This window comes from Inquilinus sp. NPDC058860, assembly GCF_042743185.1.
Classification (GTDB): Bacteria; Pseudomonadota; Alphaproteobacteria; order DSM-16000; family Inquilinaceae; genus Inquilinus.
Genome location: NZ_JBHYMS010000004.1, coordinates 187,166 through 212,089 on the forward strand (window position 1 = coordinate 187,166; position 24,924 = coordinate 212,089).

Annotated in this window: 26 protein-coding genes; 18 read left to right on the plus strand and 8 right to left on the minus strand. The window is 68.7% G+C overall.

Annotated elements, in window-relative coordinates; translation table 11 throughout:
- Both ACFW16_RS04725 and ACFW16_RS04730 read left to right on the plus strand, forming a co-directional pair.
- Positions 1-1,383 (plus strand): tripartite tricarboxylate transporter permease, encoded by a 1,383-nt coding sequence (locus tag ACFW16_RS04725; RefSeq protein WP_380302354.1) that lies wholly within the window; start codon positions 1-3, stop codon positions 1,381-1,383.
- A gap of 25 nt (positions 1,384-1,408) precedes the next feature.
- A complete protein-coding gene (locus ACFW16_RS04730) occupies positions 1,409-2,434 on the plus strand; it encodes an SMP-30/gluconolactonase/LRE family protein (protein ID WP_380302356.1) in 1,026 nt (341 codons plus the stop codon).
- Here ACFW16_RS04730 and ACFW16_RS04735 read toward each other — a convergent pair.
- Positions 2,422-3,204, minus strand: coding sequence for a class I SAM-dependent methyltransferase (locus ACFW16_RS04735; RefSeq protein ID WP_380302358.1), 783 nt, complete (start codon positions 3,202-3,204; stop codon positions 2,422-2,424). The two genes, ACFW16_RS04730 and ACFW16_RS04735, sit on opposite strands and share 13 nt — an antisense overlap.
- Entirely contained in the window at positions 3,201-4,526 is a 1,326-nt protein-coding gene (locus tag ACFW16_RS04740; protein WP_380302360.1) for an MFS transporter, read from the minus strand. Before ACFW16_RS04740 ends, ACFW16_RS04735 begins: the two co-directional genes overlap by 4 nt.
- 165 nt (positions 4,527-4,691) lie before the next feature.
- Here ACFW16_RS04740 and ACFW16_RS04745 point away from each other — a divergent pair, with 165 nt between their 5' ends.
- Entirely contained in the window at positions 4,692-5,615 is a 924-nt protein-coding gene (locus ACFW16_RS04745) for an AraC family transcriptional regulator N-terminal domain-containing protein (protein ID WP_380302362.1), read from the plus strand.
- Between the two features lie 132 nt (positions 5,616-5,747).
- Here the strand turns inward: ACFW16_RS04745 and ACFW16_RS04750 are convergent, their stop codons facing one another.
- Positions 5,748-6,563 (minus strand): NAD-dependent epimerase/dehydratase family protein, encoded by an 816-nt coding sequence (locus ACFW16_RS04750; RefSeq protein WP_380302364.1) that lies wholly within the window; start codon positions 6,561-6,563, stop codon positions 5,748-5,750.
- On the minus strand, positions 6,560-6,943 hold the full coding sequence (locus tag ACFW16_RS04755) for a MarR family winged helix-turn-helix transcriptional regulator (RefSeq protein ID WP_380302366.1): 384 nt from the start codon (positions 6,941-6,943) through the stop codon (positions 6,560-6,562). The genes ACFW16_RS04750 and ACFW16_RS04755 overlap by 4 nt, the downstream gene beginning before the upstream one ends.
- Before the next feature lie 622 nt (positions 6,944-7,565).
- Here ACFW16_RS04755 and ACFW16_RS04760 point away from each other — a divergent pair.
- From ACFW16_RS04760 to ACFW16_RS04770, 3 genes are read left to right on the plus strand one after another with little or no spacing between them, the layout of a single operon-like run.
- A complete protein-coding gene (locus ACFW16_RS04760; RefSeq protein WP_380302367.1) occupies positions 7,566-8,471 on the plus strand; it encodes an SDR family oxidoreductase in 906 nt (301 codons plus the stop codon).
- 36 nt (positions 8,472-8,507) lie between these two features.
- Positions 8,508-9,215, plus strand: a complete 708-nt coding sequence (locus tag ACFW16_RS04765) for a response regulator (RefSeq protein ID WP_380302369.1) — start codon at positions 8,508-8,510, stop codon at positions 9,213-9,215.
- Between the two features lie 12 nt (positions 9,216-9,227).
- Positions 9,228-10,304: a sensor histidine kinase gene (locus tag ACFW16_RS04770; protein ID WP_380302371.1), complete on the plus strand. Its 1,077-nt coding sequence runs from the start codon at positions 9,228-9,230 to the stop codon at positions 10,302-10,304.
- Positions 10,305-10,340: 36 nt separating this feature from the next.
- Here ACFW16_RS04770 and ACFW16_RS04775 read toward each other — a convergent pair whose 3' ends face one another.
- A complete protein-coding gene (locus tag ACFW16_RS04775; RefSeq protein ID WP_380302373.1) occupies positions 10,341-10,937 on the minus strand; it encodes a hypothetical protein in 597 nt (198 codons plus the stop codon).
- A gap of 259 nt (positions 10,938-11,196) precedes the next feature.
- Here ACFW16_RS04775 and ACFW16_RS04780 point away from each other — a divergent pair, with 259 nt between their 5' ends.
- Positions 11,197-12,735, plus strand: a complete 1,539-nt coding sequence (locus ACFW16_RS04780) for a class I SAM-dependent methyltransferase (RefSeq protein ID WP_380302375.1) — start codon at positions 11,197-11,199, stop codon at positions 12,733-12,735.
- A gap of 193 nt (positions 12,736-12,928) precedes the next feature.
- Here the strand turns inward: ACFW16_RS04780 and ACFW16_RS04785 are convergent, their stop codons facing one another.
- The gene (locus ACFW16_RS04785; RefSeq protein WP_380302377.1) at positions 12,929-13,672 is read right to left on the minus strand and encodes an SDR family oxidoreductase; all 744 of its coding nucleotides are present in this window, start codon (positions 13,670-13,672) and stop codon (positions 12,929-12,931) included.
- 97 nt (positions 13,673-13,769) lie between these two features.
- On the opposite strand from ACFW16_RS04785, the gene ACFW16_RS04790 reads away from it, so the two are divergent.
- The gene (locus tag ACFW16_RS04790; RefSeq protein WP_380302379.1) at positions 13,770-14,729 is read left to right on the plus strand and encodes an AraC family transcriptional regulator; all 960 of its coding nucleotides are present in this window, start codon (positions 13,770-13,772) and stop codon (positions 14,727-14,729) included.
- A gap of 125 nt (positions 14,730-14,854) precedes the next feature.
- A complete protein-coding gene (locus ACFW16_RS04795; RefSeq protein ID WP_380302381.1) occupies positions 14,855-15,691 on the plus strand; it encodes a sugar phosphate isomerase/epimerase family protein in 837 nt (278 codons plus the stop codon).
- Between the two features lie 85 nt (positions 15,692-15,776).
- On the opposite strand, the gene ACFW16_RS04800 is transcribed toward ACFW16_RS04795, so the two are convergent.
- Positions 15,777-17,216 (minus strand): sensor histidine kinase, encoded by a 1,440-nt coding sequence (locus tag ACFW16_RS04800; RefSeq protein ID WP_380302383.1) that lies wholly within the window; start codon positions 17,214-17,216, stop codon positions 15,777-15,779.
- Positions 17,213-17,932, minus strand: a complete 720-nt coding sequence (locus tag ACFW16_RS04805) for a response regulator (protein ID WP_380302385.1) — start codon at positions 17,930-17,932, stop codon at positions 17,213-17,215. Before ACFW16_RS04805 ends, ACFW16_RS04800 begins: the two co-directional genes overlap by 4 nt.
- A 183-nt stretch (positions 17,933-18,115) precedes the next feature.
- Here ACFW16_RS04805 and ACFW16_RS04810 point away from each other — a divergent pair, with 183 nt between their 5' ends.
- The 9 genes from ACFW16_RS04810 to soxX all read left to right on the plus strand — a co-directional run bounded on the left by ACFW16_RS04810 (position 18,116) and on the right by soxX (position 24,708).
- Positions 18,116-18,775 (plus strand): adenylate/guanylate cyclase domain-containing protein, encoded by a 660-nt coding sequence (locus ACFW16_RS04810; RefSeq protein ID WP_380302387.1) that lies wholly within the window; start codon positions 18,116-18,118, stop codon positions 18,773-18,775.
- A gap of 129 nt (positions 18,776-18,904) precedes the next feature.
- Complete coding sequence (locus tag ACFW16_RS04815; protein WP_380302389.1) at positions 18,905-19,258, plus strand: hypothetical protein; 354 nt, start codon at positions 18,905-18,907, stop codon at positions 19,256-19,258.
- A 40-nt stretch (positions 19,259-19,298) separates the two neighbouring features.
- Positions 19,299-19,670 carry a c-type cytochrome gene (locus tag ACFW16_RS04820; protein ID WP_380302391.1) on the plus strand — a complete coding sequence of 124 codons (372 nt, stop codon included), beginning with the start codon at positions 19,299-19,301 and terminating at the stop codon, positions 19,668-19,670.
- A gap of 158 nt (positions 19,671-19,828) precedes the next feature.
- On the plus strand, positions 19,829-20,002 hold the full coding sequence (locus ACFW16_RS04825; RefSeq protein ID WP_380302393.1) for a hypothetical protein: 174 nt from the start codon (positions 19,829-19,831) through the stop codon (positions 20,000-20,002).
- An 85-nt stretch (positions 20,003-20,087) separates the two neighbouring features.
- Positions 20,088-20,561, plus strand: coding sequence for a (2Fe-2S)-binding protein (locus ACFW16_RS04830; protein ID WP_380302395.1), 474 nt, complete (start codon positions 20,088-20,090; stop codon positions 20,559-20,561).
- Positions 20,562-20,572: 11 nt separating this feature from the next.
- A complete protein-coding gene (locus tag ACFW16_RS04835; RefSeq protein WP_380302397.1) occupies positions 20,573-22,747 on the plus strand; it encodes a molybdopterin cofactor-binding domain-containing protein in 2,175 nt (724 codons plus the stop codon).
- Positions 22,744-23,034: a c-type cytochrome gene (locus ACFW16_RS04840; protein WP_380302399.1), complete on the plus strand. Its 291-nt coding sequence runs from the start codon at positions 22,744-22,746 to the stop codon at positions 23,032-23,034. Before ACFW16_RS04835 ends, ACFW16_RS04840 begins: the two co-directional genes overlap by 4 nt.
- Entirely contained in the window at positions 23,021-24,277 is a 1,257-nt protein-coding gene (locus ACFW16_RS04845) for an NAD(P)/FAD-dependent oxidoreductase (protein ID WP_380302401.1), read from the plus strand. Before ACFW16_RS04840 ends, ACFW16_RS04845 begins: the two co-directional genes overlap by 14 nt.
- A 5-nt stretch (positions 24,278-24,282) precedes the next feature.
- On the plus strand, positions 24,283-24,708 hold the full coding sequence (gene soxX, locus ACFW16_RS04850) for a sulfur oxidation c-type cytochrome SoxX (protein ID WP_380302403.1): 426 nt from the start codon (positions 24,283-24,285) through the stop codon (positions 24,706-24,708).
- Positions 24,709-24,924 lie beyond the last annotated feature (216 nt).

A 24,924-nucleotide genomic window follows, 5' to 3' on the forward strand; every position in this document is an offset into this window, starting at 1 on the left:
ATGGACATGCTCACCCATGAGCTGCTGGTCGCGATCGGCATGGGGCTGCTCGGGGCGGTGATCTTCTCGGCCGTCGGCCTGGTGTCCGGCACCGATGAGACGACGACCATGGCGCCGGCCACCCTCCTCGTCGTCCTGCTCGGCGTCCCGCCGGTCGGCATCTTCACCTTCTGGCTCGCCGCCGCCGTGTCCAAGCACATGACCCATGCGATCCCGACCGCGCTTCTCGGGATCCCCGGCGACACGATGGCGGTGCCGCTGATGCAGCAGGCCACCGAGCTCCGCAATCTCGGCGTGCCCCACATCGCGCTGCGCAAGATGGTCGCCTCGGCGCTGATCGCGGCGCTGATCGCCGTGCCCCTGTCGGTGCTGTTCGCGCTCCTGATCGCCCCCTTCGGTCAGAAGATCACCAGCGCCGCGCCCTGGCTGTTCCTGATCGCCGCGGTCCTCATCGCCCGCTTCTCGTCGGGCCGCTGGGCGTCGGTCTTCCTGCTGATCCCGTTCGTGGCGCTGATCCTGGCGTTGCAGGCCTTCACCGCCGGCTACGGCACCAAGCTCAGCATCAGCTACTTCCTCGGCATCGCGGTCGGGCCGCTGGTGGCCGACCTGTTCTCCGCCCTGTCGCCGGCCGAGCGGGCGCGCATGGCCCGGAGCGGGCCGCGCCGCGTCTCGATCGCCCCCGAGGTCAAGGGGTGGAAGGGCTATTTCCCGAACCCACTCAAGGTCCTCGACGGCACGCAGCTGCGCGCGGTCGCCGGCGCCGCGGTGGTCTCCAGCGCGACCTTCGTGTTCTCGCCGGTGGCGATGACGGTGGTGCTGGGCGAGGCCGTGGCCGCCCGCATCCGCCACCCCTACCATCGCCTGACGACCGTCCTCGGCGTCCGGAACGGCGTCACCGAATCGACCTATATCGCCGAGGCCATGATCCCGCTGATCGCGCTGGGCCTCCCGCTCAGCCCGGTCGCGGCCGGCCCCGCAGCACCCCTCTTCAACGCCCCGCCGCGCTTCTCGGTGGACGCGGCCGGCGAGCATATCGTGAACCTGCACACGCTGATGAGCCCGGGGCAGTTCCTGGTCTACGGCCTGCTGGCTGTGCTGCTGGCTGCGGTCGTCGCCTATCCGCTGTCGATGAACTATGCGCGCTCGGCGGCCGTCTTCGTCTCGCGGCACATCAGCCACGAGGCGATCATCGCCACCTTCGTCGGCCTGGTGCTGGTGATCGGGCTGTGGGAGGGCGCGCTCCTGGGCGTGCTGGTGGTGGTCGTTGTCGGTCTCGTCGGCGGGTTGCTCTACCGCGCCTTCGGCTTCAACAGCGGCGTCCAGTTCATGGGCTATTACGCGGCGGTCCTGTCCGTCCCGGCGCTGCTCAAGCTGTTCGCCTGATCTCCGATCCTCGCAGGAGAAGATCATGATGTCGCGCCTCGCATCAGCGCTTCTGGCGGCGGCATTCGCCGTCTCCCCGGCCGCCGCGGCACCGACCCTGCCGACGCTCGGCTATACGGCCGAGCTCGAGGGGCCGGTCCCGATCCCGCCCTCGGAAAAGGGGCTGCAGACGATCACGGCCGAGCCCTTCTTCAAGGTCTCGGACGAGGGGTTGCAGCTCGAGGGTGCTGTCTTCGACCGGCGCGGCGACCTGCGCTTCGTCGACGTGTTCGGCGACCGCGTCTACCGCCTGACGCCGGACCTGCAACTGACCAGCTTCGCGACGCCGGCCCATTTCGCGCCCGCCGGCCTCGCTGTCCATCCAGACGGCCGCCTGTTCATCGCCGGCCTCGGCAATTTCAAGGACACGGGCGGCATCATCGCGACCCGGCCCGACGGATCGAAGCCGGAGACGATCGTGCCTGCCGGCGCGGGCTATCTGGTCGACGACATCGACTTCGATGCCGCGGGCGGCTTCTACTTCACCGATTTCCGCGGCACGTCCAGCGACCCCAAGGGTGGCGTCTACTACGTCTCGCCGGACGGCAAGACCACGACGCCCGTCCTGCCGAACCTCGCGGTCGCCAACGGCGTGGCGCTCTCGCCCGACGGCAGGACCCTGTGGGCCGACGAGCTCAGCGGTGGCGTCCTGCACAAGGTGGAGCTGAGCGACGCCACGACCATCGCGCCGTTCGGAACGTCCGTGCCCTATCATTTCATCGGGCCGGCGCCCGACTCCATGCGCGTCGATGCGGATGGAAACCTGTATGTCGCGATCTACGGGCAGGGCCGCATCCTCGTCTTCAACGCGACGGGCCTCCCGATCGGCCAGATCCTGATCCCGGGCCGGGACTCCGGGCACAATCTCCGGTCGACCAGCATGGCGTTCAAGCCCGGCACCAGGGAGCTCTACATCGTCGCAAGCGACGCCCGGGGCGGCGAGGGATGCGGCATCTACCGCGTCCAGGCCTTCGCCGAGGCGCCGGCCCGACATGCAGGTCAGGAGCAGTGAGATTGGGCCGGTGCCCGCTTCTGGCTTGCTCCAGCCCGGGATGGATAGAGGAAAGGCCCGCTCAGCGTCGCCAGGGAACGCCGATATTCATCAAGAACGGAATACATCCGCGATCCGTCTCTGGGAATGGGAAGTGACGTCCGCAGAGAGGTCGGGCAAAACGGCTCGCACGCCGACCGGAGATGCGTTTCGTGAGCGCTTCGAGAGATCCGGTAGACCGCGGCAGGAGGAAGGTTGGCGAGCGTCCCGCCGATCCGCTCCGCTTCCAGCCCGAGATGGTCCAGCAATCTGAGCGGAACCGGGCAGCGCGGGCCGTAGGTGAACTGGTAGAGGGCGCCGTCTGGTCTCATCTTGCGGAACGCACCCGTCAGGATCGCGATCACCTTGCGCGGCGGCATCGACAGCAGAGGCAGCCCGCTGACGACGGCGCCGGCCGGCCTTCCATCGAAGAGGTCGATCGTCCGCAGGCGGGCGGCGTCCATCCGGAGCGTGTGCGCTCTCGGGTAGCGGACATGGAGTGCGGCGGCGAATTCGGATCCGAACTCGATCAGCGCGAGATCCTCCTGGCTGACACCGCGTGCGATCAGGGCGCGTGTGAACGCGCCAGTCCCCGGTCCCAACTCGATCACCGGCCCGGTGTCGCGCGAGATTTCGGAAGTGATGAGGCTGGCGAGCGCGCGTCCCGACGGCGCGATGGCGGCGACGCGCAGAGGGTTCCTGAGCCATGCCCGGAAGAAGCCGAGCGCCTCGGCCATACGCTGTTGCTTCATGGAAGTGGTCCCTGCCGAAGCGAGACGGCGATGCGCTGGTTTGCGATCAACATGGTGATTCCGGTCAGGACGGTTGCGACCGGGACAGTCAGAAGCCCGATGCTCAGGCCATTGGGGATTTGCGCCGCTGTCGCCGCATCGCTGACCAAGCCGACGATGAGAGGCCCCAATGCCGGACCCAGGAGGCCGGAGCCAATCATCACGAGGCTCGTGGCCATCGCTTCCTTGCCCTTGCCGGCCACCAAGTGCGCTGCGCCGAACCCCCATGGCAGCAGGAATGCGAAGGACAGCATGGTCGGCACCAGCAGCAGTATCGAGATCCATCCGACCGGCGCGAACAACGCCGCGGTCGTCGTCACGCTGGCGACCAGGAAGAGAATGCCGGGCGGGCCAAGCACCCTGCCGGTGCCGGAGCGCACCGCGCGGTCGAACCAGCGTCCGCCGAGCAGCGTTCCGACAATGCCCATCATGCCTTGCAGGAGCCCGAAGGCCAGCCCGGCCTCGCTGGCGCTGTATCCGTGGATGCGAATGAGAAAAGGCGCTGCGAAGGCGTAGAACGGCGCTGCGGCGAAACTGGCGGCAACCGCACCGATGAACAGCCAACGAAATGTCTGAGACGAAAGCAGCCGCAGGCTCGATCGCAAGAAGGGCTCGCTGTCGGCTGCCGCGCTCTCGAGCGGCGGGGTCGGTCCCGCGACCACGAGCGTCAACAGAGCGATCAACCCTCCGATGGTTCCGGCACCGATCAGCGCGGCACGCCAGCCCAGCGTGTCGCTGATCGCGCCGCCAACAGCGAATCCCGCCATCGTGCCGATCGGGATGCCCATGGCGAAAAGGCCGATTGCCAGGCCGCGGCGCTCGGGTCTGATCTTTCGGGCTATGATCGCATGTCCGGCAGGGGGCGCGCCGGCCTCGCCGAACGCAACGCCGAACCTCGTCAAGCCCAAGAACAGAAAGCTCGCGGCCAAACCGCCAAGCGCTGTCATCGCGCTCCAGCCAAGGATGCACGACACGAGGACGAACCGGGGCGATCCTCGATCGGCGGCGCGGGCGAGCGGCAGCGACAAAAGCGAATAGCAGACCGCGAAGGCGATCCCGGTGAGCAAGCCGATCTGTGTGTCGCTCAGCGAAAGGTCTGCCTTGATCGACTCCGCCATGATGAATGGAAGGATTCTGTCGATCTGGGAGATTGAGCTTGCAAGGAAAAGTGCAACAAGTATCGCGCCGACACGCCATCCTCGCGCGTATTCGCTGCCGGTTTCATGAGATATGGAGGGTAACCAATTTGGTTTGTCTATTGACGGAGCAGCCGTTTCTGTCATTCTTGGCGCTTCCCCTAGATTTGGTTGGTGCCATCAAGCTAGAGGAAGTGTCTGATGACCAGAATGCCCGAAACCTCAATAAATTTGCCTATTCCTCCAGGCGACAATACGGTTCGGACTGAAGGCCGCGTGCTGCGCTGGCCTCGCACCCAGCCGGAGGGTCGAATGTCGTCACCGCTTCTCGCGGCGGTCACTGCCTATATCGAGGCTCAGGGCGGCGGCCAGGGTCTGTTTCCGACACCGATCGGTGGCGTCAACATCATCCGTTCCTTCCAGGAAATGATGCCGATGCGGCAGATCTACCGGCCGTCGCTCTGCGTCGTGATCCAGGGGGCGAAGCAGATCCTCTTCGGCGAGGACATGCTGGACTACGGCGCGATGGAATGCCTCGTCGTCAGCGTGGAACTGCCGGCCAGCGGCCGGATCGTCCAGGCGAATCCGGAAGCGCCCTTTGTCGGCATTACCATAGATCTCGACGTCGCGACGCTGCGCGACGTGCTGGAACAGCTGGACACGCAACCCGTTCCGGCCGCCGGTCCCGGTCCCTGCGTGTTCGTGGGCCAGGTCGACGAGCCTCTGGCGGATTGCATCCTGCGTCTTGTCCGGATGTCCGAGACGCCGAAGGCGATCCCGATCCTCTATCCTTCGGTCATGCGCGAGATCTGCTATTGGCTGCTGAGCGGCCCGCACGGCGGTGAACTCTGCAATCTGGCCTTGCCGGAATCGAGTATCGTGCGGGTTGTCAACGCCATCTATTTTTTGCGTGACAATTTCGCGCGAACTCTGCGTGTGGAACAACTGGCCGAGGTGGCGCGAATGAGCCCCTCATCGTTCCATCAGCACTTCAAGGCGCTGACCTCGATGACGCCGCTTCAGTTTCAGAAACAGCTGCGCCTGCTCGAGGCGCGACGCCTGATGGTGGCGGAGGCCGCAAGCGTGGCGGAGGCTGCCTACCAGGTTGGCTACGAAAGCGCGTCGCAGTTCAGCCGCGAATATTCCCGGATGTTCGGAGTTGCTCCGAAGCGTGACGTCATGAACCAGCAGCGGTTGTATAGCCGGTACGCCAGCCGCGAAGTGCGTAGTGCGTAGATCATGTGTTCAGGAGGTCGCTCCTTGCAGTTCTGCTTGGAGCGGCACTCTTGATGCGAGCAGGGAAATGCCGTCGTGGGCGCTTTGGAGTGGCCGGATATTCCCTAGGCATTCAGCCGCAGCCGGCACGCATCACATCAAATTTTGCTGTGCAGCCTGATAAACGGTTCTCACGACCGGCTGAAAACCGAGACGGCGGGCGAGGGAGCCGTCCATATGGATATACCAAGGATTCGCCAGCGGCTCGGCCGAAGGCTCGATCGATTCCCCCACCAATTCCACGAGTTCATAGATCGAAGTCGGCGCTTCATCAGCGATATTGACGATGCGCCCGTCCATCGCGCCGGTCAGGGCCAGATTCATCGCGGTGGCGATATCGCGATGATGAACCATGCTCATCCTCTGAGCAGGGTGAAAGTTGACGTGGGCCACAAGCTTGGGAAGCGATTCGATATGGCCGTCCTTGTCGCCATAGACGAAGCCGAACCGTTGGATTGACCAATTCAATCCACTGTTCCGCAATTCGTTTTCGGCCGCCAGCTTGCTGGCCGGATAGTCAAGCTTCGGTGTGCACTCGTCATCCTCTCGACCAGGACGTGGCGTGTCCATATCATAAATGAGCCCTGTACTCGCCATGATGAAGCGGGCGCTCGGCGTATGCGCCTTCATCGCGGCGATGAGGTTGCGCGTACCTTCGAGGTTGCTCTTCCAGATGAGGTCGGTATCCGCCGTGCGGAAAACCGCTGCTAGATGAATGACCGCAGAGGCACCCTCCACGGCTGCCGGAAGCGATGCAGGGTCAAGCAGGTCGCCCTCGGCGGGCGTTATCCCGGAAGGAACCTCTTTGCCCGGTCGGACGAGCGCGCGACAACCAATCCCCGCTTCCATAAGGCGCGGAAGAAGACGGGCTCCGACGAGCCCGGTTGCACCAGTGACCAGGACTGTCACGGATACGTTTCCTTCTGTTGTAGAAGCTTTTCAAGCCGCTCTGTTGCTGTCTGAAGGACCCTGACCGCGGTCGCGATATCGGCGTCGTCGATGTCGTCGAACGCTGCTGAGCGAATGAAAGAAAGATCAGGCAACTCGCCCCAGAGCTTCGCGCCAGCGGCCGTGATGCGGAGAAGCTTCTGTCGCTGGTCAACTCGATCGGGCTCTTGCTCAACGAGACCCTTGCGCACGAGCGTCGCGACGATGCCGCTCATTGTCGCTCGTTCGATCGCAAGCAGCCGCACGAGATCTCGCTGCATCGTCGGCCCGACATGCGTGAGCTGGTAGAGCACGTACCACTGCACGGAGCCGAGATCATAGGGGCGGAGGACAGAATCCATTACCGCCCGTCCGGCGAAGTAACACCGCTTTGCCCATGCTCCGACGAGGTCACGACTTGAGCCTTTCCGCTCTTCGACCAACGACGCGCCCTCCAATGTCGCTAGCTACCTAGCTAATATGTATGGTACCGAACGAATATCAAGGGTCGGTTGCGTTTTGCCCGCGCATTTGATGGAAGAGGAACTCAACGACGGCAGTTGGCTGAAGGCCGGTTCCCTGCCCTCGGCACCTGACTCTTCACGAATTTCTGCAAGAACTGACTGACCCAGCAACCTTCCAGCTCAACTGGAGGAACAGACAGGAAATTTGCGCCTTCTCTGGCATCCGCGGTCGTGCGCTTGGCTCGTAGCTTCACAGCGCAATGCCGCAGAAACGGTTCGAATCGGCTCCAACGTCGCACTTTCTCGTGCGAACTGAGCACCATCGGGCTGAGCCTTTCGGTTCCTATTTCGATGATTCCCCGCCAACCACACGAGTGCAGGATCAGGCAAGTTTTTTGCGAGTTCAGGCATGGTGGTTTGCCGCGTCGTAGGCATCTTGGCGATGAGGGTGAAAAGCAGGGGCATCGGGACAATCATCGCCCGAAGTCTCGCTGAACCGCCGAGAACGCAAGGATCATCGATGACGAAGTGGACGACCGAGAACATTCCATCGCAACGCGGCCGCTCGGCGGTCGTCACCGGCACCGGCGGGCTGGGTTTCGAGACTTCACTGGCCCTGGCCCGCGCCGGCGCAAGCGTTGTGATCGCCGGGCGCAACCCTCAGAAGGGCGCTGAAGCCGTCGGAGCCATCAAGCAAGTTGTGCCTGGCGCGGAAGTGCGGTTCGGCAAGGTGGACTTAGCGAACCTCGCGTCGATCGCCGAATTCGCCGCGCAGCTGCAAGACAGCCTCGACCTCTTGATCAACAATGCGGGGGTCATGACGCCGCCGGAGCGGCGCGCGACCAGCGACGGTTTCGAGCTGCAATTCGGCACGAACTATCTTGGCCATTTCGCCCTCACCGCGCAGCTGCTACCGCTGCTGAAGAAGGGACGAAAGCCGCGCGTCGTGACCCTCGGCAGCGTGGCGGCGCGGAGCGGAGCGATCAACTTCGACGACCTGCAAGCCGAGCACGATTACAAACCGATGCAGGTCTACAGCCAGTCGAAACTGGCCTGCATCATGTTCGCCTTCGAGTTGAGCCGGCGCAGCAAGGCGGCCGGATGGGGCGTGGAAAGCCTGGCTGCGCATCCCGGCATCACACGCACCGATCTGATTCCGAACGGAGCGGGCCGGTCGAGCGTAGCCGGGATGGCACGACGCTACCTATGGTTCCTGTTCCAGCCCGCATGGCAAGGCGCCTTGCCCACGCTCCTTGCGGCGACCGACCCGGCAGCGCGGGACGGCGCCTATTATGGGCCTGACAGGCTGGGCGGGACGCGCGGCTATCCGGCCGAGGAGAAGCCCCCCGAGCAGGCGTTGGATACCGCCGCGGCGGCCCGCCTCTGGGAGACGTCCCGACACCTGACCGACGTGACGTTCGTCTGAGACGAGGGCCGGTCGGGATATGAAAAAGGGATTGGGATGGGCGAGGCGACCAGCATTCTCGTCGTCGATGACGATCCCGGCATCCGCGATCTGATCGCCGAGAGCCTGGGCGCGCACGGCTTTCAGGTCTTCACCGCGCCGGACGCGCGCGCCATGGAGCGCGCCCTCGGGGAACGCCGCATCGACTTGGTCATCCTCGACGTCCTCATGCCGGGGGAGAACGGGATATCGGCCTGCCGCCGCCTGACGGAGACCCATCGGCAGCCCGTGATCATGCTGAGCGCGATGGACAAGCCGTCGGACCGGGTCGCCGGCCTGGACGGCGGCGCCGACTACTATCTGGGCAAACCCTGCAACCCGCGGGAGCTGCTGGCTGTCGTGCGGGCGACCCTGCGGCGAAGCGCCACCAGCGACGGCGCGGAGCCCGCGCCGCTGCGCATCGGCTTCTGCGGCTGGATTATCGACTTCGCGGCGCATGAGCTGCGGGACCCCGCCGACGTCCTGGTTCACCTGACCGACGGCGAGTTCGCGGTGCTCCGCGTCTTCGTCGAGCGCCCGCGGCGGGTGCTGACCCGCGAGCAGCTGCTCAACGCCGCCCGCGGCCCGGATTCGGAGTCCTTCGATCGTGCGGTGGATGTCCAGGTCAGCCGCCTGCGCCGCAAGCTCAGGGCCCTGGACGGCGAGCTGATCCGCACGGTCCGCAACGAGGGGTACATGTTCGTGCCGGCCACGCAGAAGCTGTGAGGACGGGTGCCGATGGTCTTCCGCCGCCTCCCTCTGGGCATCCAGATCTTCGGGCTTCTGGTCGCGAGCCTGCTGGTCATCCAGGTTCTGAACCTGGCGGTCCTGCTGGTGTTCCCGCCGACGCCGGGTTCCGTCTTCACAGTGTCCGACATCAGGGGCGCCCTGATCGACGATAGGCGCGGGCGGCGGCTCGAGGACGGGAGCTGGCGGGCGGTCGGCCCGGTCGACTCCCTGATGGCCCTCTGGAAGGACCGCGCCGTCATCTGGCTTCTGGGCACGGTGTTGCCGTCGATCCCGCTGGCCTATCTGCTGGCGTCCTGGGTCTCCGCCCCTCTCCGCCGGTTCGGCGCGGCGGCGGAGCGGTTGGGCCGCAACCTGCGCGAGCCGCCCCTCTGCCTCGACGGCCCGGCCGAGATCGCGGGGGCGGCGAAGGCATTCAACGAGATGGCGTCGCGGCTGAGCCGGTTCGTCGACGACCGCGTCGCCCTGATGGGCGCCGTCGCCCATGATCTCCGCACGCCGCTGACCCGCCTGTCCTTCCGCCTGGAAACCGTCGCCGAGGATGTCAGGGCGAAGGCCGAGGGCGATATCGGGGAGATGCGGGCGATGCTGACCGCGCTTCTCTCCTTCGTGCAGACCATGCGGAACGACCGGCCCCGGCAGCGCCAGGAGCTGCGATCGCTGATCACCAGCATAGCCGATGAGCAGGCCGATATGGGCCGCAACGTCGTGGTGGAGGACGGCCCGGAGATCGTGCTGGTCGGCGACCATCTCGGGCTGCGCAGCCTGTTCACCAACCTGATCGACAATGCGGTGACCTATGGCGGCGGCGCCTGCATCCGGCTGCGGAAGCAGGGCCGGGAAGCGATCGTGGAGATCGACGACGACGGCCCCGGCCTGCCGCAGGAGGAGCTGGAGTGGGTGTTCGAGCCGTTCTACCGGTCCGAGGCCTCCCGCAGCCGTGGGACGGGCGGCATAGGCCTCGGGCTGGCCCTGGTGCGGTCGGTGGCGGTGGCCCATGGCGGGCGCGCCCTGCTCGAGAACCTGGCCGGCCGGGGGGTGCGCGCACGCGTCCATCTTCCCGTCTAGGGATGGCCGCGCCGGGGCCGCCCGCCTCGGCGACGGCTACGGACCAATCAAGGACCGCAGCCGGGTCGCCGCGGGCGCCCGGGTCAAGCGATAGAGGGTGAAGGGAATGTCATCCGCGTCGGTGGCGTCCACCCGGCAGGCCTCGATGCGGAGTCGGTCGAGCAGATCGCTCTGCACCGGGCAGCACGGGGCGGAGGTGACCTGGTAGAAGGCACCCCCGTCCCGGATCTGCCCGAACGCCGCGTTCAGCGTGACCAGGGCCTCTCCGATCGGCAGGTGCCGCAGGGGCAGGGTGGATACGATCGCTCCGGCCTGCTGCCTGCCGAAAGGGGATGCCGAGCCCAGCGCGGCGGCATTGGACCAGAGGATCCTGGCCTCGGGGTATCGCTGCTGGAGCGTGACCGAGAGTTCGGACCCGTGCTCCACCAGGGCGACCTGCGCCGGCGGGATGCCGTTGCGGATGATGGTGTGGGCGAAGCTGACGGCGCCTGCTCCGAGAACGATGACCGGGGCGTCCGCCGTCGTGATCTGGCGCGCCATCATGCCCGCCAGCGCCCAGTCCGACCGAACGGCAGGCCCGATCGGGTGCGCGTTGGAGAGCGACCGGCGAAGCAGCTCGGGTGTATCGGCCATGAGCGGTCGGCTCCGTGTCTTCCGATGAGGGACGGGTGCTTGCTCGCGCGATTGTGTTTCCGTCGGATTTCCGCCCGGGGCGCCGGGACCGCGGGTCATGGGGGCGGCCCCGTCAAGCGCGGTGCCCCGGAAACACCGGGGAAACAACCGGCTCCTATCAGGCAACGACTCGCGATCGGCGTGGGGCTCTCGCAGGGAGAGCGGCTCCGGATCTGCCGGCGCGGCATCCCGTTTTCAGCGATCACGTGGAGCATGTTGGATGAGCTGGTCGTACGGCTACGTCACCGACCTCGGTTACACGCATGGCTATTATCGGGAGCTCAGCCCCTCGATCCTGCGCTTCGCCTGCCTGTGCGGGAACGTCGAGCCGCAGCTGAGCGACCATCCGGCCTATCTGGAGCTGGGATTCGGGCAAGGCGTGCCCATCGCCATCCATGCGGCGGCCACCGACGGCAGCTTCTGGGGAACCGACTTCAACCCGGAGCATGCGGTCCATGCGCGCGAACTGGCCGCGGCCTCGGGCGCCGACCTCCGCCTGTTCGACCAGTCCTTCGAGGAGCTCTCGGCGCGCGCCGACCTGCCGGACTTCGACATCATCGCGCTGCACGGCATCTGGAGCTGGATCTCGGAGAGCAACCGGAAGCGGGTGACCGAGATCATCCGGCGGCGCCTGCGGCCCGGCGGCATCGCCTATATCAGCTACAACTGCCTCCCGGGCTGGGCGCCGGCGATCCCGCTCCGCCAGCTCCTGACCATGTATGGCGACTACGGCGGCATGCCGTTGGCCGGCGCACGGTCGATGATCGAGGGGGCTCTGGCCTTCTCCGACAGCCTGATCAAGACCAAGCCGATCTATTTCCACGAGAACCCCGCCGCCGTGCATCACTTCGAACGCATGGCCAACAGCAGCCGCAACTACATCGCCCATGAGTACCTGAACGCGGATTGGCATATCCCGAGCTTTGCCGAGATGATCCGCAGCCTGGAAGAGGCGAAGGTGACCTTCGTGGGCTCCGCCCGGCTCCTCAGCCGGATCGACGGCTTGCACCTGACGGAAGAGGGGCGGAAGCTGCTGGCGACCATCGAGCATCCGGTCTTCCGCGAGACGGTCCGGGACTACCTGGTGAACCAGCGCTTCCGCTGCGACGTGTTCGTCAAAGGCCCCAGGCCGATGGCCGGGGCGAGACAGCGCGAGGCATGGCACGCGCAACGCTTCGTGCTGACCGCGTGTCGCGAGGACATCCCGAAGAAGGTCGCCGGCGCCCGGGGCGAAGCGGAGCTGCCGCAGAAGATCTATCCGCCGATCATCGACGCGCTGTCAGAGGACGGCTACGCGCCGAAGGGCATCGACGACCTCATGAAGACTCTCGTGCTCCGCGGAATGAAGGTCAGCGAGATCATCGAGGCGCTGGTCGTCCTTGTCGGCGCCGGTTTCGCCGCGCCGGCGCAGACGGTCACCGACGATGTCGCCCAGCGATGCCGGGCCTTCAACCAGTACGTGCGGCGACGGGCCCTGATGGACTCCGATCTCAACCATATGGCGTCTCCCGTCACCGGCGGGGGAATCGCGGTGCCGCACATCCAGCAGATCTTCATGCTGGGGCTGGAGCAGGGCAGGACGAGCGTCCACGATCTCGCCGGCTTCATGTGGGAGTTCCTCGACGGCGTCGGCGAGCGGCTGATCCGGGACGGCAAGCGCGTGGAGTCGAAGGAGGAGCACCTCAAGGAGTTCACGCCCGCGGCGCGGGCGTTCCTCGACAGAGGGCATGCGCTGCTGCGTGCGCTGCAGGTGGTGTAGCGGGACGGGGCAGCACGCCGGTCGTGAGGTGCTCGGCCGTATCGAATGGCGACGCAGTGGCCGTCCTGCTCGAGCCGCGCCCTGCGCGTGCCGAGCACTCATCCCCTGGACGCCGTCCCTCGAAAGGCAGTTTGGCCGCCACGTCTCCGGCGTGGCTCGGGATGACAGCGGGACCGACTTGGGGCTCCGCGGGTCAGCTCGACTTCGCCCAGATCACGGCGTCGGTCCCGGCGGGGATCCGCATTGGGCTCGACGGATCGTTCACCGCGCGCCACACCGCTTCGGCCACGTCCGGCGCGTGGGTGATCGGCCCCGGCTCGGCGAAGCTCGCGAAGAGGCCCTTCACGAGGTCGGCATAGGCCTCGTGGTCGAGGCCCAGCATGCGGGAATGCGCGTTGTCGGCGAAACGGGTCTCGGGCGAACGCCCCGGCAGCACCAGGCGCGCGCGCACGCCGAACTGCTCGAGTTCCAGCGCCATCGACTCGGTGAACGCGTTCACCGCCGCCTTGCTCGCGGTGTACGCGGCGATCAGGGGGATCGATTTCAAGGTCACGCTCGACGTGACGTTCACGATGACGCCGGCCCTGCGCTGCCTGAACTGCGGCAGCACAGCCTGGGTCAAAGCCATCGTGCCGAAGGTGTTGGTCTCGAAGACCTCGCGCACCGTCGCCATCGGGGTGGCCTCGAAGGGCGACGCCGCGCCGCAGCCCGCGTTGTTGACGAGAGCGTCTATCGGCCCCGCAGCCGCGACGGCGTGGCGGATGCTCTCGGGATCGGTGACGTCGAGCGCCAGCACGCGCAGATGCTTGGATCGCGGCAGCACGTCTTCGCGCGGCGTGCGCATCGTGGCGACGACCTGCCAGTCGCGATCATGAAAGTATCTGGCGATCTCAAGTCCGAAGCCGGACGAGCACCCGGTGATCAGGATGGTTTTCATGGGGCTTTTGAAGATGGTTGTCGTGCCAGGACGATAGGTCGTCGCAACAGGACCTTCTATAATCGAAAGTCCAAGGTTCGTTTGCAGGAGTCCGGATATGGTCGATCCGCTCGCGGAGGTCGTCACGCTCCTCCAGCCGGGCGCCCGGTTCTCGAAGGCCGTTGTCGGCGCCGGCTCGTGGCAGATCCGCCGCTCGGATGCCGGAGCGCCTTTCTACTGCCTGGTCCTCGAGGGCGGGTGCCGTCTTGCGCTCGACGGGCGCGAGCCCATCGAACTCCGCTCGGGCGACTTCATCTTGATCCCTGCGGCATACGGCGTCGGAATGTCCAGCATGGCGCCTCGCTCGGGGGACGCCCCCGAGGCGCTGCCCGTCGCGCTGGCCACCGGCGAATTCAGGATCGGCGACCAGGACGGCCCGACCGACCTGCGGATGCTGGTGGGCCACTGCAGCTTCGGCTCCCCCGATGCCGGCTTGCTGGTGTCGCTGCTTCCCCAACTCGTGCATGTGCGCGGCGAGCCGCGACTCGCCACACTCGTGCAGCTCGTGAGAGACGAGTTCCGCGAACGGCGTCCGGCGCGCGAGGTCATCCTCGCCCGTCTCATCGAGGTCCTCCTCATCGAAGCGCTCCGCTCGACGGCGGGGACCGCAGCGTCGCCCGGCCTCGTGCGCGGGCTCGCCGACGAGCGCCTTGCCGTCGCGATACGACGGATGCATGAGAGCCCGACCAGGGCGTGGACGGTTGCACAGTTGGCGAAGCAGGCCGCGCTCTCTCGTTCAGCGTTCTTCGAACGGTTCAGGCGCGCGGTCGGGCTCGCGCCGATGGAGTATCTGCTCGCTTGGCGCATGGCTTTGGCAAAGAACATGCTCCGGCAGAACGAGGGCGGCGTCGCCGAAATCGCGGAACGCGTCGGCTACGGCTCCGCGAGCGCGTTCAGCGTCGCATTCAACCGCTATGTCGGACTGCCGCCGGCGCGGTATGCGCGCGAGCAGACGGAATCCGTGACGCTTGCCGCCTCGACGCTCCGCGGCAGCCACGCCGGCCGCCCGGAGCCGTGATCGTGTCTCCTCGCGCTTCGGCCTCGGGCCGATCCGCGATCCGATCGTCTCCGCATCCGCTTCCACCCGGACCGCGCCGGATGGTGTAGCGTCCGATCCATCGGCCGATCATGGGGAGGCAGGGAATGCAGCGGCTTCTGGTGCTCCAGTCGCTCTGGGCGATGGAGCGGCGCCACACCGACGGCTTCGAGCGCACGCTCGAGGCCAATATCGAGATGATCGCGGAGGCCGGCTTCGACGGCGTCAGCACGCCCTGGGCCGACCGGGACCTGGTCCGTCGTACGTCGGATGGCCTCCGGAGCGCCGGCATGGTCGCCGAAGGCGTGTGCTTCCCGAAGACCGTCGACGATCTGAAACCGGTGCTCGAGATCGCGGCCGAGTTCCCGGTGCACCACATCAACCTGCAGCCGGATGTCCGGCCGCGGCGGCTGGAAGACTGCGTGCCGCTGATCGAGGGCTGGCGGCGCCTGGCCGAGCAGGTGGCGTTCCCGGTGCTGATCGAGACCCATCGCGACCGGATGACCACGGATCTGTACTTCACCCTCGACCTGCTCGACCGGTTCCCGGAGCTGCCGCTGCTGGCCGACCTGTCGCATTTCCTGGTCGGCCGGGAATTCGCCTGGCCGGTCCCCGACGAGAACCACGCCCTGATCCACCGGATCCTGGAGAATTCCTGGGCCTTCCATGGGCGTGTGGCCTCGCGCGAGCAGGTGCAGATCGAGATCTCCTTCCCGCATCACCGGCCCTGGGTCGACCTGTTCCTCGGCTGGTGGGATCACGGCTTCCGCAGCTGGCGCCGCCGCGCCGCCGCGGACGCGACCCTGTCCTTCACCTGCGAGCTGGGGCCGAAGCCCTATGCGATCACCGGCCGCGACGGCAACGACACCACCGACCGCTGGGCCGAATCCCTGACCCTCGCCGGGCTGGCGCGGGACCTCTGGGCCCGGACGGCCCGGGGATAGCGGGCCTCCCGGCATGGAGGGCGCGGGGGGATCTCGCCCCCGGCCTGTCCGCGCGCCGAGAAGGCCCGGGTCGAGGCCGTCCCGCCTAGTCCACGCGCGGCAGGCTGATGATGGCGCGCAGCCCCTTCGCCTGGTTGGCCAGGACGATGTCGCCGCCATGGTGGCGCACGATGGTGCGCGCGATCGACAGGCCGAGGCCGACGCCGCCGGTCTCCGGGTTGCGCGAATTCTCGATCCGGAAGAACGGGGCGAACACCTGTTCGGCGGCGCCGTCCGGGATCCCCGGCCCGTCATCCTCGATCACGATCTCGACGGTGTCGTCGGTGCGCGCCAGATGCACCCGGGCCCGCTCGCCGTAGCGCACCGCGTTCTCGACCAGGTTGCGGATGGCGCGGCGCAGGGCGTCGGGCCGGCAGCGATAGCTGATCTTCGGCCCTTCCCGGAAGGTGACGTCCTGGCCCAGCTCGGCCAGGTCGTCGCACAGGCTCTCGACCAGCGCCGGCAGGTCGACGGCCCGGGTGCCCTCGGCCGTCGCCTCCTCGCGGGCGAAGGCCAGGGTCGCCTCGGTCATCTTCTGGACCTCGGCGATCGTCGCCAGCATCTTCTCCCGCTCCTCCGCATCGGCGACGAACTCGGCGCGCAGGCGCAGCGATGTCAGCGGCGTGCGCAGGTCGTGGCCGATCGCCGCCAGCATGCGGGTGCGGTCCTCGACGAAGCGCTGCAGCCGCTCCTGCATCCGGTTGAACGCCTCGGCGGTGTTGCGGATGTCGTCGGGACCCGCTTCCGGCAGCGGCGCCGTGGTTTCGCCGCGGCCCAGCGCCTCGGCGGCGACGGCCAGGCGCCGCATCGGCCGGGCGATGCCGCGGGCGACGACGATGCCGAACACCGACAGCACGATCGCCGTGACCGCGACCGACACCACCGACTGGTTGGTCCAGAACGAGTTGCCGTTCGGCTTGGCATAGGCGCTGTTCAGCCACGCGCCGCTGCCCAGCTCCACCGACAGGCCCATGCCGTAGGCCGCGTCGAGATACAGGAACTTGGCCGGGCCCGACAGCGGCCAGGCATGGGTCGGCACGTCGGTCCAGGGCGTGGTGACGGCCGCGGTGGCCGTGCCGATGCCGGGGACCTGGACCGATTCGTGCCGCTCCTCGCGCTGGTCCTGGTCCTTTTTCGGGGCTTTCGGCCCCCAGGGCGTCAGGCTCGGCAGCGGCTTCGCCAGCTGGGTCCAGGCCTCGCGCCGCCAGGCCATGGCGTCGCCCGGTCCGTCGGGCGACACCCAGAAGCGGCTGTAGGAGGTGCCGCTGGCGCGCAGGATGTCGTCCCGCAGCGCCGGCGGCGTCGCCTCCAGGAGGCGGGCGAGAGACGCGGTGCGGCTGAAGAACTCGCCCTTGGCGGCGGCCTTCAGCGCCTGGCCGCGCTCGTCCCAGGAGATCAGGAAGCCGATGCCCTGCGACAAGGCGAGGGCCAGCAGCATCAGCCCGATGAACTGGGCCGCCAGGCTGTGCGTCCACCATCGCCTCATGCCGGCTCGACCTCCGCCACGAAGCTGTAGCCGCCGCCCCAATGGGTCTTGATCAGGGCCGGCACCTTGGGGTCGGCCTCGATCTTCTTGCGCAGGCGGCTGACCTGGTTGTCGATGCTGCGGTCGAAGCTGTCGGCGGCGCGGCCGACGGTCAGGTCCAGGAGCTGGTCGCGGCTGAGCACCAGGCCGGCATGGTCGAGGAAGGCGTTCAGCAGCCGGAACTCCGCGGTGCTGAGCGCGACCGCCACGCCGTCCTCCCCGACCAGCTCGCGCCGGCCGACATCCAGCAGCCAGCGGTCGAAGCGCAGTGCCTTCGCCTTCAGCCGGCCGCGCTGCGGCGGCAGGCTGTGCACCCGGCGCAGCACCGCCTTGATGCGGGCCAAGAGCTCGCGCGGGTTGAACGGCTTGGTGACGTAGTCGTCGGCGCCGATCTCGAGGCCGATGATGCGGTCGGTGTCCTCCGCCATCGCGGTCAGCAGGATCACCGGCACCTCGCCGGTGCCGCGCAGGTAGCGGCACAGCGACAGCCCGTCCTCGCCCGGCATCATGACGTCGAGCACGATCAGGTCGGGCGCGCTGCGCTCCAGCATGCGGCGCAGCGCCGCCGCGCTTTCGGCGACGCTGACCCTGTAGCCGTGCTGGGACAGGTATTTGCCGACGAGGTCGCGGATGTCGCGGTGGTCGTCGACGACGGCGATGTGCGGTATGGATTCCATGCTGCGCTCCACGGGTCGAACATACCGAAAACGGCGCCGGACCCCGCGCAGGAAATTGTATCAGATTGTCTCGAATCGCGGGTTTGCGACAGTCGGCGACCGAAAACCCGGTCCGGCGACAGATCCCTGCGACACTTGCCGCCCATAGTGCCCCCGTCGGCGCAACAGCGATGGTCGAGGGCAATGCTGGGATTCGGATGGGACGGCCTCGGCGCGCGGATGCCGGTGCTCCGCGCGGCCGGCCTCGGGCCCGACCGGGCCGCGGCGCCGCGCTCCGCCTTCGCGACGGTGCTGTTCGCCGACATCGTCGGCTTCACCCGGCTGTGCGAGACGCTGGAGCCGGCGGGCACCTTCGCCCTCCTGTCCGGCTTCCACCAGCGCATGGCGCAGGCGGTGGCGGATCACGGCGCGGCGATCGGCGACCCGATCGGCGACGGGATCATGGCGGTGTGGTGCGGCCCGGCGCCGGTCGCCGCGCGCTCCGCCCTGCGCTGCGGCTTCGCCATGCTGGAGGCGATCGAGGACTGGAACCGCGCGCGCCGCGATGGGCTTCCCCTCCGGATCGGCGTCGGCCTGCATGCCGGCCCGGTGATGATCGGCCGGGTCGGCGCCGCCGGGCACGACAAGCTGGGCGCCTTCGGCGACACCGTGAACGTGGCCCATCGGCTGGAGCGGATGACCCGGACGCATCGCAGCGACATCATCGTCTCGGAGGAGCTGTTCCGGGCCGTGGCCCTGCACGACCCGGCGGAGGGCCGGCTGGCCTGGTTCCCCGCCGCCGGCCGCGCCGATATCCCCGGCCGGGCGGAGGGGGTCGCGATCCGCGCCGCGATGCTCGCCTGAGCCAATCGTATCAAACTGTGCGGCCCGGTCCGCGCCGCGACATTCCGCGACAAACCCGCCGGCCCCCGGGCAAAGTTCTGCGACAAGCGGCCGGCATCGTGTCCGGGCATCAGCGAAAGGGATGACCCCATGCATGACGCGACACAGATCCGGCCCGCCGCGGCCGGACCGGCGATCGATCCCGACCGCATCGAGCCCGGCTGGAGCCCGCCGGTCGACCGGCTGGCCCTGAGCTGGGACGAGGTGGCGGCGAGCTGGCTGGCCGTCTGCGGGCTGCTGGCGATCCTGGGCGTCGCCGCGATCATCGGCCGCGAGCCGGTGGGCGAGCCCGTGTACCTCACGGCCGGGCCGCCCGGCATCGGCCTGCACGGCGCCGGCCTGCATGGCGTCGGGCCGGCGGCCGGCGCGGAGGACTGCCGGACCCCGACCGTCCAGGGCACCGCGCCTTTCATCCTGGCCCCGCGGCCGCAGGGCCACGCCTGACCGCCGATCGATCCCCAGACTGACGGAGAATTGTTTCGTGATGACGTTGGCCCGTCCGGCCATGCTGCTGGCCTTCGCGGCGCTGCTCGGCGCCCCCTTGCCTGCTTCCGCGCAGGATGCCGCGGCGGGGGAGCGTGCCTTCCGCCAGCGCTGTGCCTCCTGCCACAGCCTCGACCCCGGGCAGAACCGGGCCGGCCCCAGCCTGGCCGGCGTGATCGGCCGCAAGGCCGGCAGCATCGAAGGCGCCCGGTACTCGCAGCCGCTGCGCGACTCCGGGATCACCTGGGACGCGCAGTCGCTCGACGGCTTCCTGGCCGATCCGCGCAAGGCGGTGCCCGGCACCAGCATGACGGTCGCCCTGCGCGACGCCGCGCAGCGCGAAGCCATCATCGCCTACCTGTCCGGCCGCTGAGACCGGGGGCCGGCCCAGGCTGCAAGGAGAATTTGTATCAAACCGTGTCAGCGGGCCGTTTCGAGACGGCTCGCGACAAAGGCCCGGGCCGCCGGACAAGGTTCTGCGACAGCCGGCGCCCAGGCTTCCCACCGTGCAACCACCACAGGAGACGTGTCGTGATCACTAGAATCCCCGTTCCGGTCCTGGCCGGCCTGGCCCTGCTGGCCACCATCGGCACCGCCCTGGCCCAGGGCGACGGCTGCATCAAGCGGGACACCACCGCCGGGGCGCAGAGCACCCCGACCACCACGCCGGCGCCGGCCCCGGCGTCGGACGCCAGGCCGAGCTGAGACTGCGCGGGCACCGGCTCCCCATCCGGTGCCCGCACGCCGCGTAACGGTGTTCCGGCCCCACCCAGCCAACCGCGAGGCAGCCATGGCCTTCACCCTCAGGATCAACGGAACCGAGCGCAGCGTCGACGTCGAGCCCGATACGCCCCTCCTGTGGGTGCTGCGGGAGCAGATCGGCCTGACCGGCACCAAATACGGCTGCGGCATCGCCCAGTGCGGCGCCTGCACCGTGCATGTCGACGGCGTCGCCACCCGGTCCTGCGCGATGCCGGTCAGCGCGATCGCGCCGGAGCAGCAGATCACGACCATCGAGGGGCTGTCGCCCGACGGGTCGCATCCGGTGCAGAAGGCCTGGCTCGCCCTCGACGTGCCGCAATGCGGCTACTGCCAGACCGGCATGATCATGGCGGCGGCCGCCCTGCTGCAGCAGAACCGCAGCCCGTCCGACGACGACATCGCCGTGGAGATGACCAACATCTGCCGCTGCGGCACCTACAACCGGGTGCGCGCGGCGATCAAGCTGGCCGCCGGCAATGCCGACGCGGTCCAGAGCGGCTGAGGGAGGCCCCCATGACGATCGTGCAGAGCATTTCGCGCCGCGGCTTCATCGTCAGCGGCGCCGCCGCGATCGGCGGGCTGTCGCTGGGCTTCCGCGTGCCCTTCGCCGGCGAGGCCCTGGCGGCCGAGGCGGTGCCCGAGGTCAACGCCTGGGTCGTGATCCGGCCGGACGAGACCGTGGTGATCCGCATCGCCCGCTCCGAGATGGGGCAGGGCACGCTGACCGGCCTGGCCCAGCTGGTGGCCGAGGAGCTGGGCTGCGACTGGTCCCGCGTCACCACCGAATATCCGACCCCGGGCGAGAACGTCGCCCGCGACCGGATCTGGGGCAATTTCTCCACCGGCGGCAGCCGCGGCATCCGCGAGTCCCAGGACTATGTCCGCAAGGGCGGGGCGACGGCGCGCGAGATGCTGGTCGCGGCCGCGGCGGCGGAATGGCAGGTGCCGGCGGCCGACTGCTCGGTCGACAAGGGCGTGATCAGCCATGCCGCCAGCGGCCGCAGCACCACCTTCGGCAAGGTGGCGGCCGCCGCCGCGCAGCTGACGCCGCCGGCCGAGGTCAGGCTGAAGGACCCGAAGGACTGGACCATCGCCGGCAAGCCGCTGCCGCGGCTGGACACGGCGGACAAGCTGACCGGCAAACAGGTCTACGGCGCCGACATCGTGCGGCCCGGCATGGTGAACGCCGCGATCAAGGCCTGCCCGGTGTTCGGCGGCAGGGTGAAGAGCTTCGACGCCGCCGCCGTCGCCGGCATGCCCGGCGTGCGCCAGGTGGTGCAGGTCGACGACACCGCCGTCGCCGTGGTGGCCGACACCTGGTGGCGGGCCAAGACCGCGCTGGACGCCCTGCCGGTGGTCTGGGACGAGGGGCCGAACACCGGCGTCTCCAGCGCCTCGATCGCCGAGATGCTGACCGCCGGGCTCGATGCGGACGACGCCTTCATCGGCAACCAGATCGGCGACGCGCGCCAGGCCATCGCCGGCGCCGCCAAGACGGTCACGGGCACCTACGCCTTCCCATATCAGAACCACGCCACCATGGAGCCGATGAACGCCACGGCGCTGTGGACGCCGGAGCGCTGCGAGGTCTGGTGCCCGACCCAGAACGGCGAGGCGGCGCTGGCGGTCGCGGCCGAGGCGGCGGAGCTGCCGGTGCGGCAATGCGATGTCTACAAGCTGCATCTCGGCGGCGGCTTCGGCCGGCGCGGCAACTTCCACGACTATGTGCGCCAGGCGGTCCTGATCGCGAAGCAGCTTCCCGGCACGCCGGTGAAGCTGCTGTGGTCGCGCGAGGAGGACATGCTGCACGGCGCCTATCACCCCACCACCCAGTGCAAGCTGACCGGCGTGCTCGATGCGGACGGCACCCTGACGGCGCTGCACATGCGGATCTCCGGCCAGTCGATACTGGCGGCGGTCCGGCCGGAGGGCATGCAGAACGGCATGGACCCGGTGGTGTTCCAGGGCCTGGTCGGCAGTGGGGCGGAAGGGGTGATCGGCTATACCGTGGCCAATCTCCTGGTCGACCACGCCATGCGCAACCCGCCGGTGCCGCCGGGCTTCTGGCGCGGCGTCAACCTGAACCAGAACGCGGTCTACCTGGAGTGCTTCGTCGACGAGCTGGCCCATGCCGCCGGCCAGGACCCGCTCGCCTTCCGCCGCAAGCTGATGGTGAACCATCCGAAGCATCTCGCGGTGCTGGAGGCGGTGGCGCAGGGGATCGGCTGGGGCAGCCCGCCGCCGGAGGGCCGGCATCGCGGCCTGGCCCAGATCATGGGCTTCGGCAGCTATGTCGCGGCCGCGGCCGAGGTCTCGGTCACCGACGGGCGCCTCCGGATCCACCGCATCGTCGCCGCGACCGATCCCGGCCACGCCGTCAACCCGGCGCAGATCGAGCGGCAGGTCGAGGGGTCCTTCGTCTACGGCCTGTCGGCCTGCCTCTACGGCGAATGCACGGTCAATGGCGGCCGGATGGAGCAGGAGAACTTCGACACCTACACCGTGCTGCGCATGGACGAGATGCCGGCGGTGGAGACGATCATCATGCCGTCCGGCGGCTTCTGGGGCGGGGTCGGGGAACCGACCATCGCGGTCGCGGCCCCGGCGGTGCTGAACGCGATCTTCGCCGCCACCGGCAAGCGCATCCGCACCCTGCCGCTGGTGAACCACGACCTGAAGAGCGCATGACCACGCATCGGGTGCTTGCCGGCGCAGCCGTCCTGGCGGCGCTGACGGCCCCGGCCGCGGCCCAGCCCTCCGGCGCCGCCTCCTGCTCCGGCTGTCATGCCGGGGCAGGGCCGGTGCCGGGGCTGGAGGGCCGCCCGGCCGCGGAGATCGCCGCGGCCATGGCCGCCTTCCGCAGCGGCGAGCGGCCGGCGACGGTGATGGATCGGATCGCCAAGGGCTTCACGGATGACGAAACGCGCGCGATCGCGGAATGGCTCGCCGGCCGGCAGGACCATGCCCGGCCGTAGGGCCGTTCTGCGCGGCCTCGCGGCCGGCGGGGCCGCGCTCTGGGCGCCTTCCGTGCTGGGGCAGGGCGCGGCGCGGGTGGTCGTTGTCGGCGGTGGCTTCGGCGGTGCCGGCTGCGCCCGCGCCCTGCGCCGACGCGACCTGGCGGTGACGCTGGTCGAGCCGGAGGAGCGCTTCACCGCCTGCCCCTTCAGCAACGAGGTTATCGCGGGTCTGCGCGACCTCGACGCCCAGCGCTTCGGCTATGACGGGCTGCGGCGGGAGGGCATCGAGATCGCCCGGCGCAGCGCCGTCGCGATCGACGCCCGGTACCGGCGGGTGCGGCTCGATGACGGCGCGGAGCTCGCCTACGACCGGCTGGTCCTGGCGCCCGGCATCGAGCTGCGCTTCGATGCCCTTCCCGGCTACGACCGGGCCGCCGCCGAGGCGATGCCGCATGCCTGGAAGGCGGGCGACCAGACGCTGCTGCTGCGCCGGCAGCTGGAGGCGATGCCGGATGGCGGGGTGGTCGCGATCGCCGCCCCGGCCAACCCGTTCCGCTGCCCGCCCGGGCCCTATGAGCGGGCCAGCCTGATCGCGCATTACCTGAAGACCCGCAAGCCACGCTCCAAGCTGATCGTGCTCGACGCCAAGGACGCCTTCTCGAAGCAGCGGCTGTTCCAGGCGGCCTGGGACGCGCTGTATCCCGGGCTGCTGGAATGGGTGCCTCTGTCCTCCGGCGGCCGGGTGACCGAGGTCGATGCCGCGACGAAGACGCTGGTCACCGAATTCGGCAGCCACCACGCCGACGTCGCCAACGTGATTCCGCCGCAGCGGGCCGGGGCGATCGCCCAGGCCGCCGGCGTCGCCGACCAGACCGGCTGGTGCCCGATCGACCCGGTCACCTTCGAATCCCGGCTGCAGCCCGGCATCCATGTGGTCGGCGACGCGGCCATCGCCGGCGCCATGCCGAAATCCGCCTTCGCCGCCAACGCCCAGGCCCAGGTCTGCGCCGCCGCCGTCGCCGGCCTGCTGCGCGGCGAGACGCCGGGGGAGCAGAAGCTGGTCAACACCTGCTACAGCCTGGTCGCGCCGGGCTACGGCATCTCGATCGCCGGGGTGTACCGGCCGGCCGACGGGCTGCTGCGCGAGGTCGAGGGCGCCGGCGGCACCAGCCCGCTCGACGCGCCGCCGGAGGTCCGGGAGATGGAGGCCCGCTATGCCGAGGCCTGGTTCCAGACCATCACCGGGTCGGTGTTCGGATGAGAGGGGTGATCCCTCTGGTCCTGGCCGCGCTCACCGCCGCGGCGCCGGCGGCCGCCCAGCCCACCGGGGTCGAGGGCGACGCCATCCCGCAATCGCTGACCGGACAGGCGGGCGACCCGGCCCGCGGCCTGGCGCTGATGCAGGACCGGCAGCGCAGCCTGTGCTCGCTCTGCCATGCCGGGCCGTTCGCCCCGCCGCACCAGCAGGGCACGCTGGCGCCGGACCTGCAGGGCATCGGCGCGCGTTTAGACGAAGGACAACTGCGGCTCAGGGTGGTCGACATGAAGCGTCTGGTCCCGGAGTCGATCATGCCGTCCTATGTCCGGACCGAGGGCTTCGCCCGCGTCGCCGCGGCCTGGCGGGGCAAGCCGGTGCTGACCGCGGCGGAGATCGAGGACGTGATCGCCTATCTCGCGACGCTGAGGGAGTGAGGGATGGCGGAGTTCCGCATCAAACCCATTCACCCAGACAATAAGAGTCCCCCCTCCCCTTGCGGGAGGGGGGCAGGGGGAGGGGGCTGCGCGCGTCCGCGCGCGAATGCGCAGGGCACTGAACCTGCCGTCCGAGATGACTGGCCCCGGTCCGGGCCGGAGACCGGCCTCGAGAACCCCCTCCCCCTATCCCCCTCCCGCGAGGGGAGGGGGGAC

Coding starts and splice junctions, on each gene's coding strand:
- ACFW16_RS04755 (WP_380302366.1), bottom strand. CDS start 6,943: ATGGATTCTGTCCTCCGCCCCTATGATCTCGGCTCCGTGCAGTGGTAC.
- ACFW16_RS04810 (WP_380302387.1), top strand. CDS start 18,116: ATGCTGGGATTCGGATGGGACGGCCTCGGCGCGCGGATGCCGGTGCTC.
- ACFW16_RS04780 (WP_380302375.1), top strand. CDS start 11,197: ATGAGCTGGTCGTACGGCTACGTCACCGACCTCGGTTACACGCATGGC.
- ACFW16_RS04845 (WP_380302401.1), top strand. CDS start 23,021: ATGCCCGGCCGTAGGGCCGTTCTGCGCGGCCTCGCGGCCGGCGGGGCC.
- ACFW16_RS04830 (WP_380302395.1), top strand. CDS start 20,088: ATGGCCTTCACCCTCAGGATCAACGGAACCGAGCGCAGCGTCGACGTC.
- ACFW16_RS04835 (WP_380302397.1), top strand. CDS start 20,573: ATGACGATCGTGCAGAGCATTTCGCGCCGCGGCTTCATCGTCAGCGGC.
- ACFW16_RS04770 (WP_380302371.1), top strand. CDS start 9,228: ATGGTCTTCCGCCGCCTCCCTCTGGGCATCCAGATCTTCGGGCTTCTG.
- ACFW16_RS04735 (WP_380302358.1), bottom strand. CDS start 3,204: ATGAAGCAACAGCGTATGGCCGAGGCGCTCGGCTTCTTCCGGGCATGG.
- ACFW16_RS04785 (WP_380302377.1), bottom strand. CDS start 13,672: ATGAAAACCATCCTGATCACCGGGTGCTCGTCCGGCTTCGGACTTGAG.
- ACFW16_RS04730 (WP_380302356.1), top strand. CDS start 1,409: ATGATGTCGCGCCTCGCATCAGCGCTTCTGGCGGCGGCATTCGCCGTC.
- ACFW16_RS04805 (WP_380302385.1), bottom strand. CDS start 17,932: ATGGAATCCATACCGCACATCGCCGTCGTCGACGACCACCGCGACATC.
- ACFW16_RS04740 (WP_380302360.1), bottom strand. CDS start 4,526: ATGACAGAAACGGCTGCTCCGTCAATAGACAAACCAAATTGGTTACCC.
- ACFW16_RS04795 (WP_380302381.1), top strand. CDS start 14,855: ATGCAGCGGCTTCTGGTGCTCCAGTCGCTCTGGGCGATGGAGCGGCGC.
- ACFW16_RS04725 (WP_380302354.1), top strand. CDS start 1: ATGGACATGCTCACCCATGAGCTGCTGGTCGCGATCGGCATGGGGCTG.
- ACFW16_RS04745 (WP_380302362.1), top strand. CDS start 4,692: ATGTCGTCACCGCTTCTCGCGGCGGTCACTGCCTATATCGAGGCTCAG.
- ACFW16_RS04840 (WP_380302399.1), top strand. CDS start 22,744: ATGACCACGCATCGGGTGCTTGCCGGCGCAGCCGTCCTGGCGGCGCTG.
- ACFW16_RS04765 (WP_380302369.1), top strand. CDS start 8,508: ATGGGCGAGGCGACCAGCATTCTCGTCGTCGATGACGATCCCGGCATC.
- ACFW16_RS04775 (WP_380302373.1), bottom strand. CDS start 10,937: ATGGCCGATACACCCGAGCTGCTTCGCCGGTCGCTCTCCAACGCGCAC.
- ACFW16_RS04760 (WP_380302367.1), top strand. CDS start 7,566: ATGACGAAGTGGACGACCGAGAACATTCCATCGCAACGCGGCCGCTCG.
- ACFW16_RS04800 (WP_380302383.1), bottom strand. CDS start 17,216: ATGAGGCGATGGTGGACGCACAGCCTGGCGGCCCAGTTCATCGGGCTG.
- ACFW16_RS04790 (WP_380302379.1), top strand. CDS start 13,770: ATGGTCGATCCGCTCGCGGAGGTCGTCACGCTCCTCCAGCCGGGCGCC.
- ACFW16_RS04815 (WP_380302389.1), top strand. CDS start 18,905: ATGCATGACGCGACACAGATCCGGCCCGCCGCGGCCGGACCGGCGATC.
- ACFW16_RS04820 (WP_380302391.1), top strand. CDS start 19,299: ATGACGTTGGCCCGTCCGGCCATGCTGCTGGCCTTCGCGGCGCTGCTC.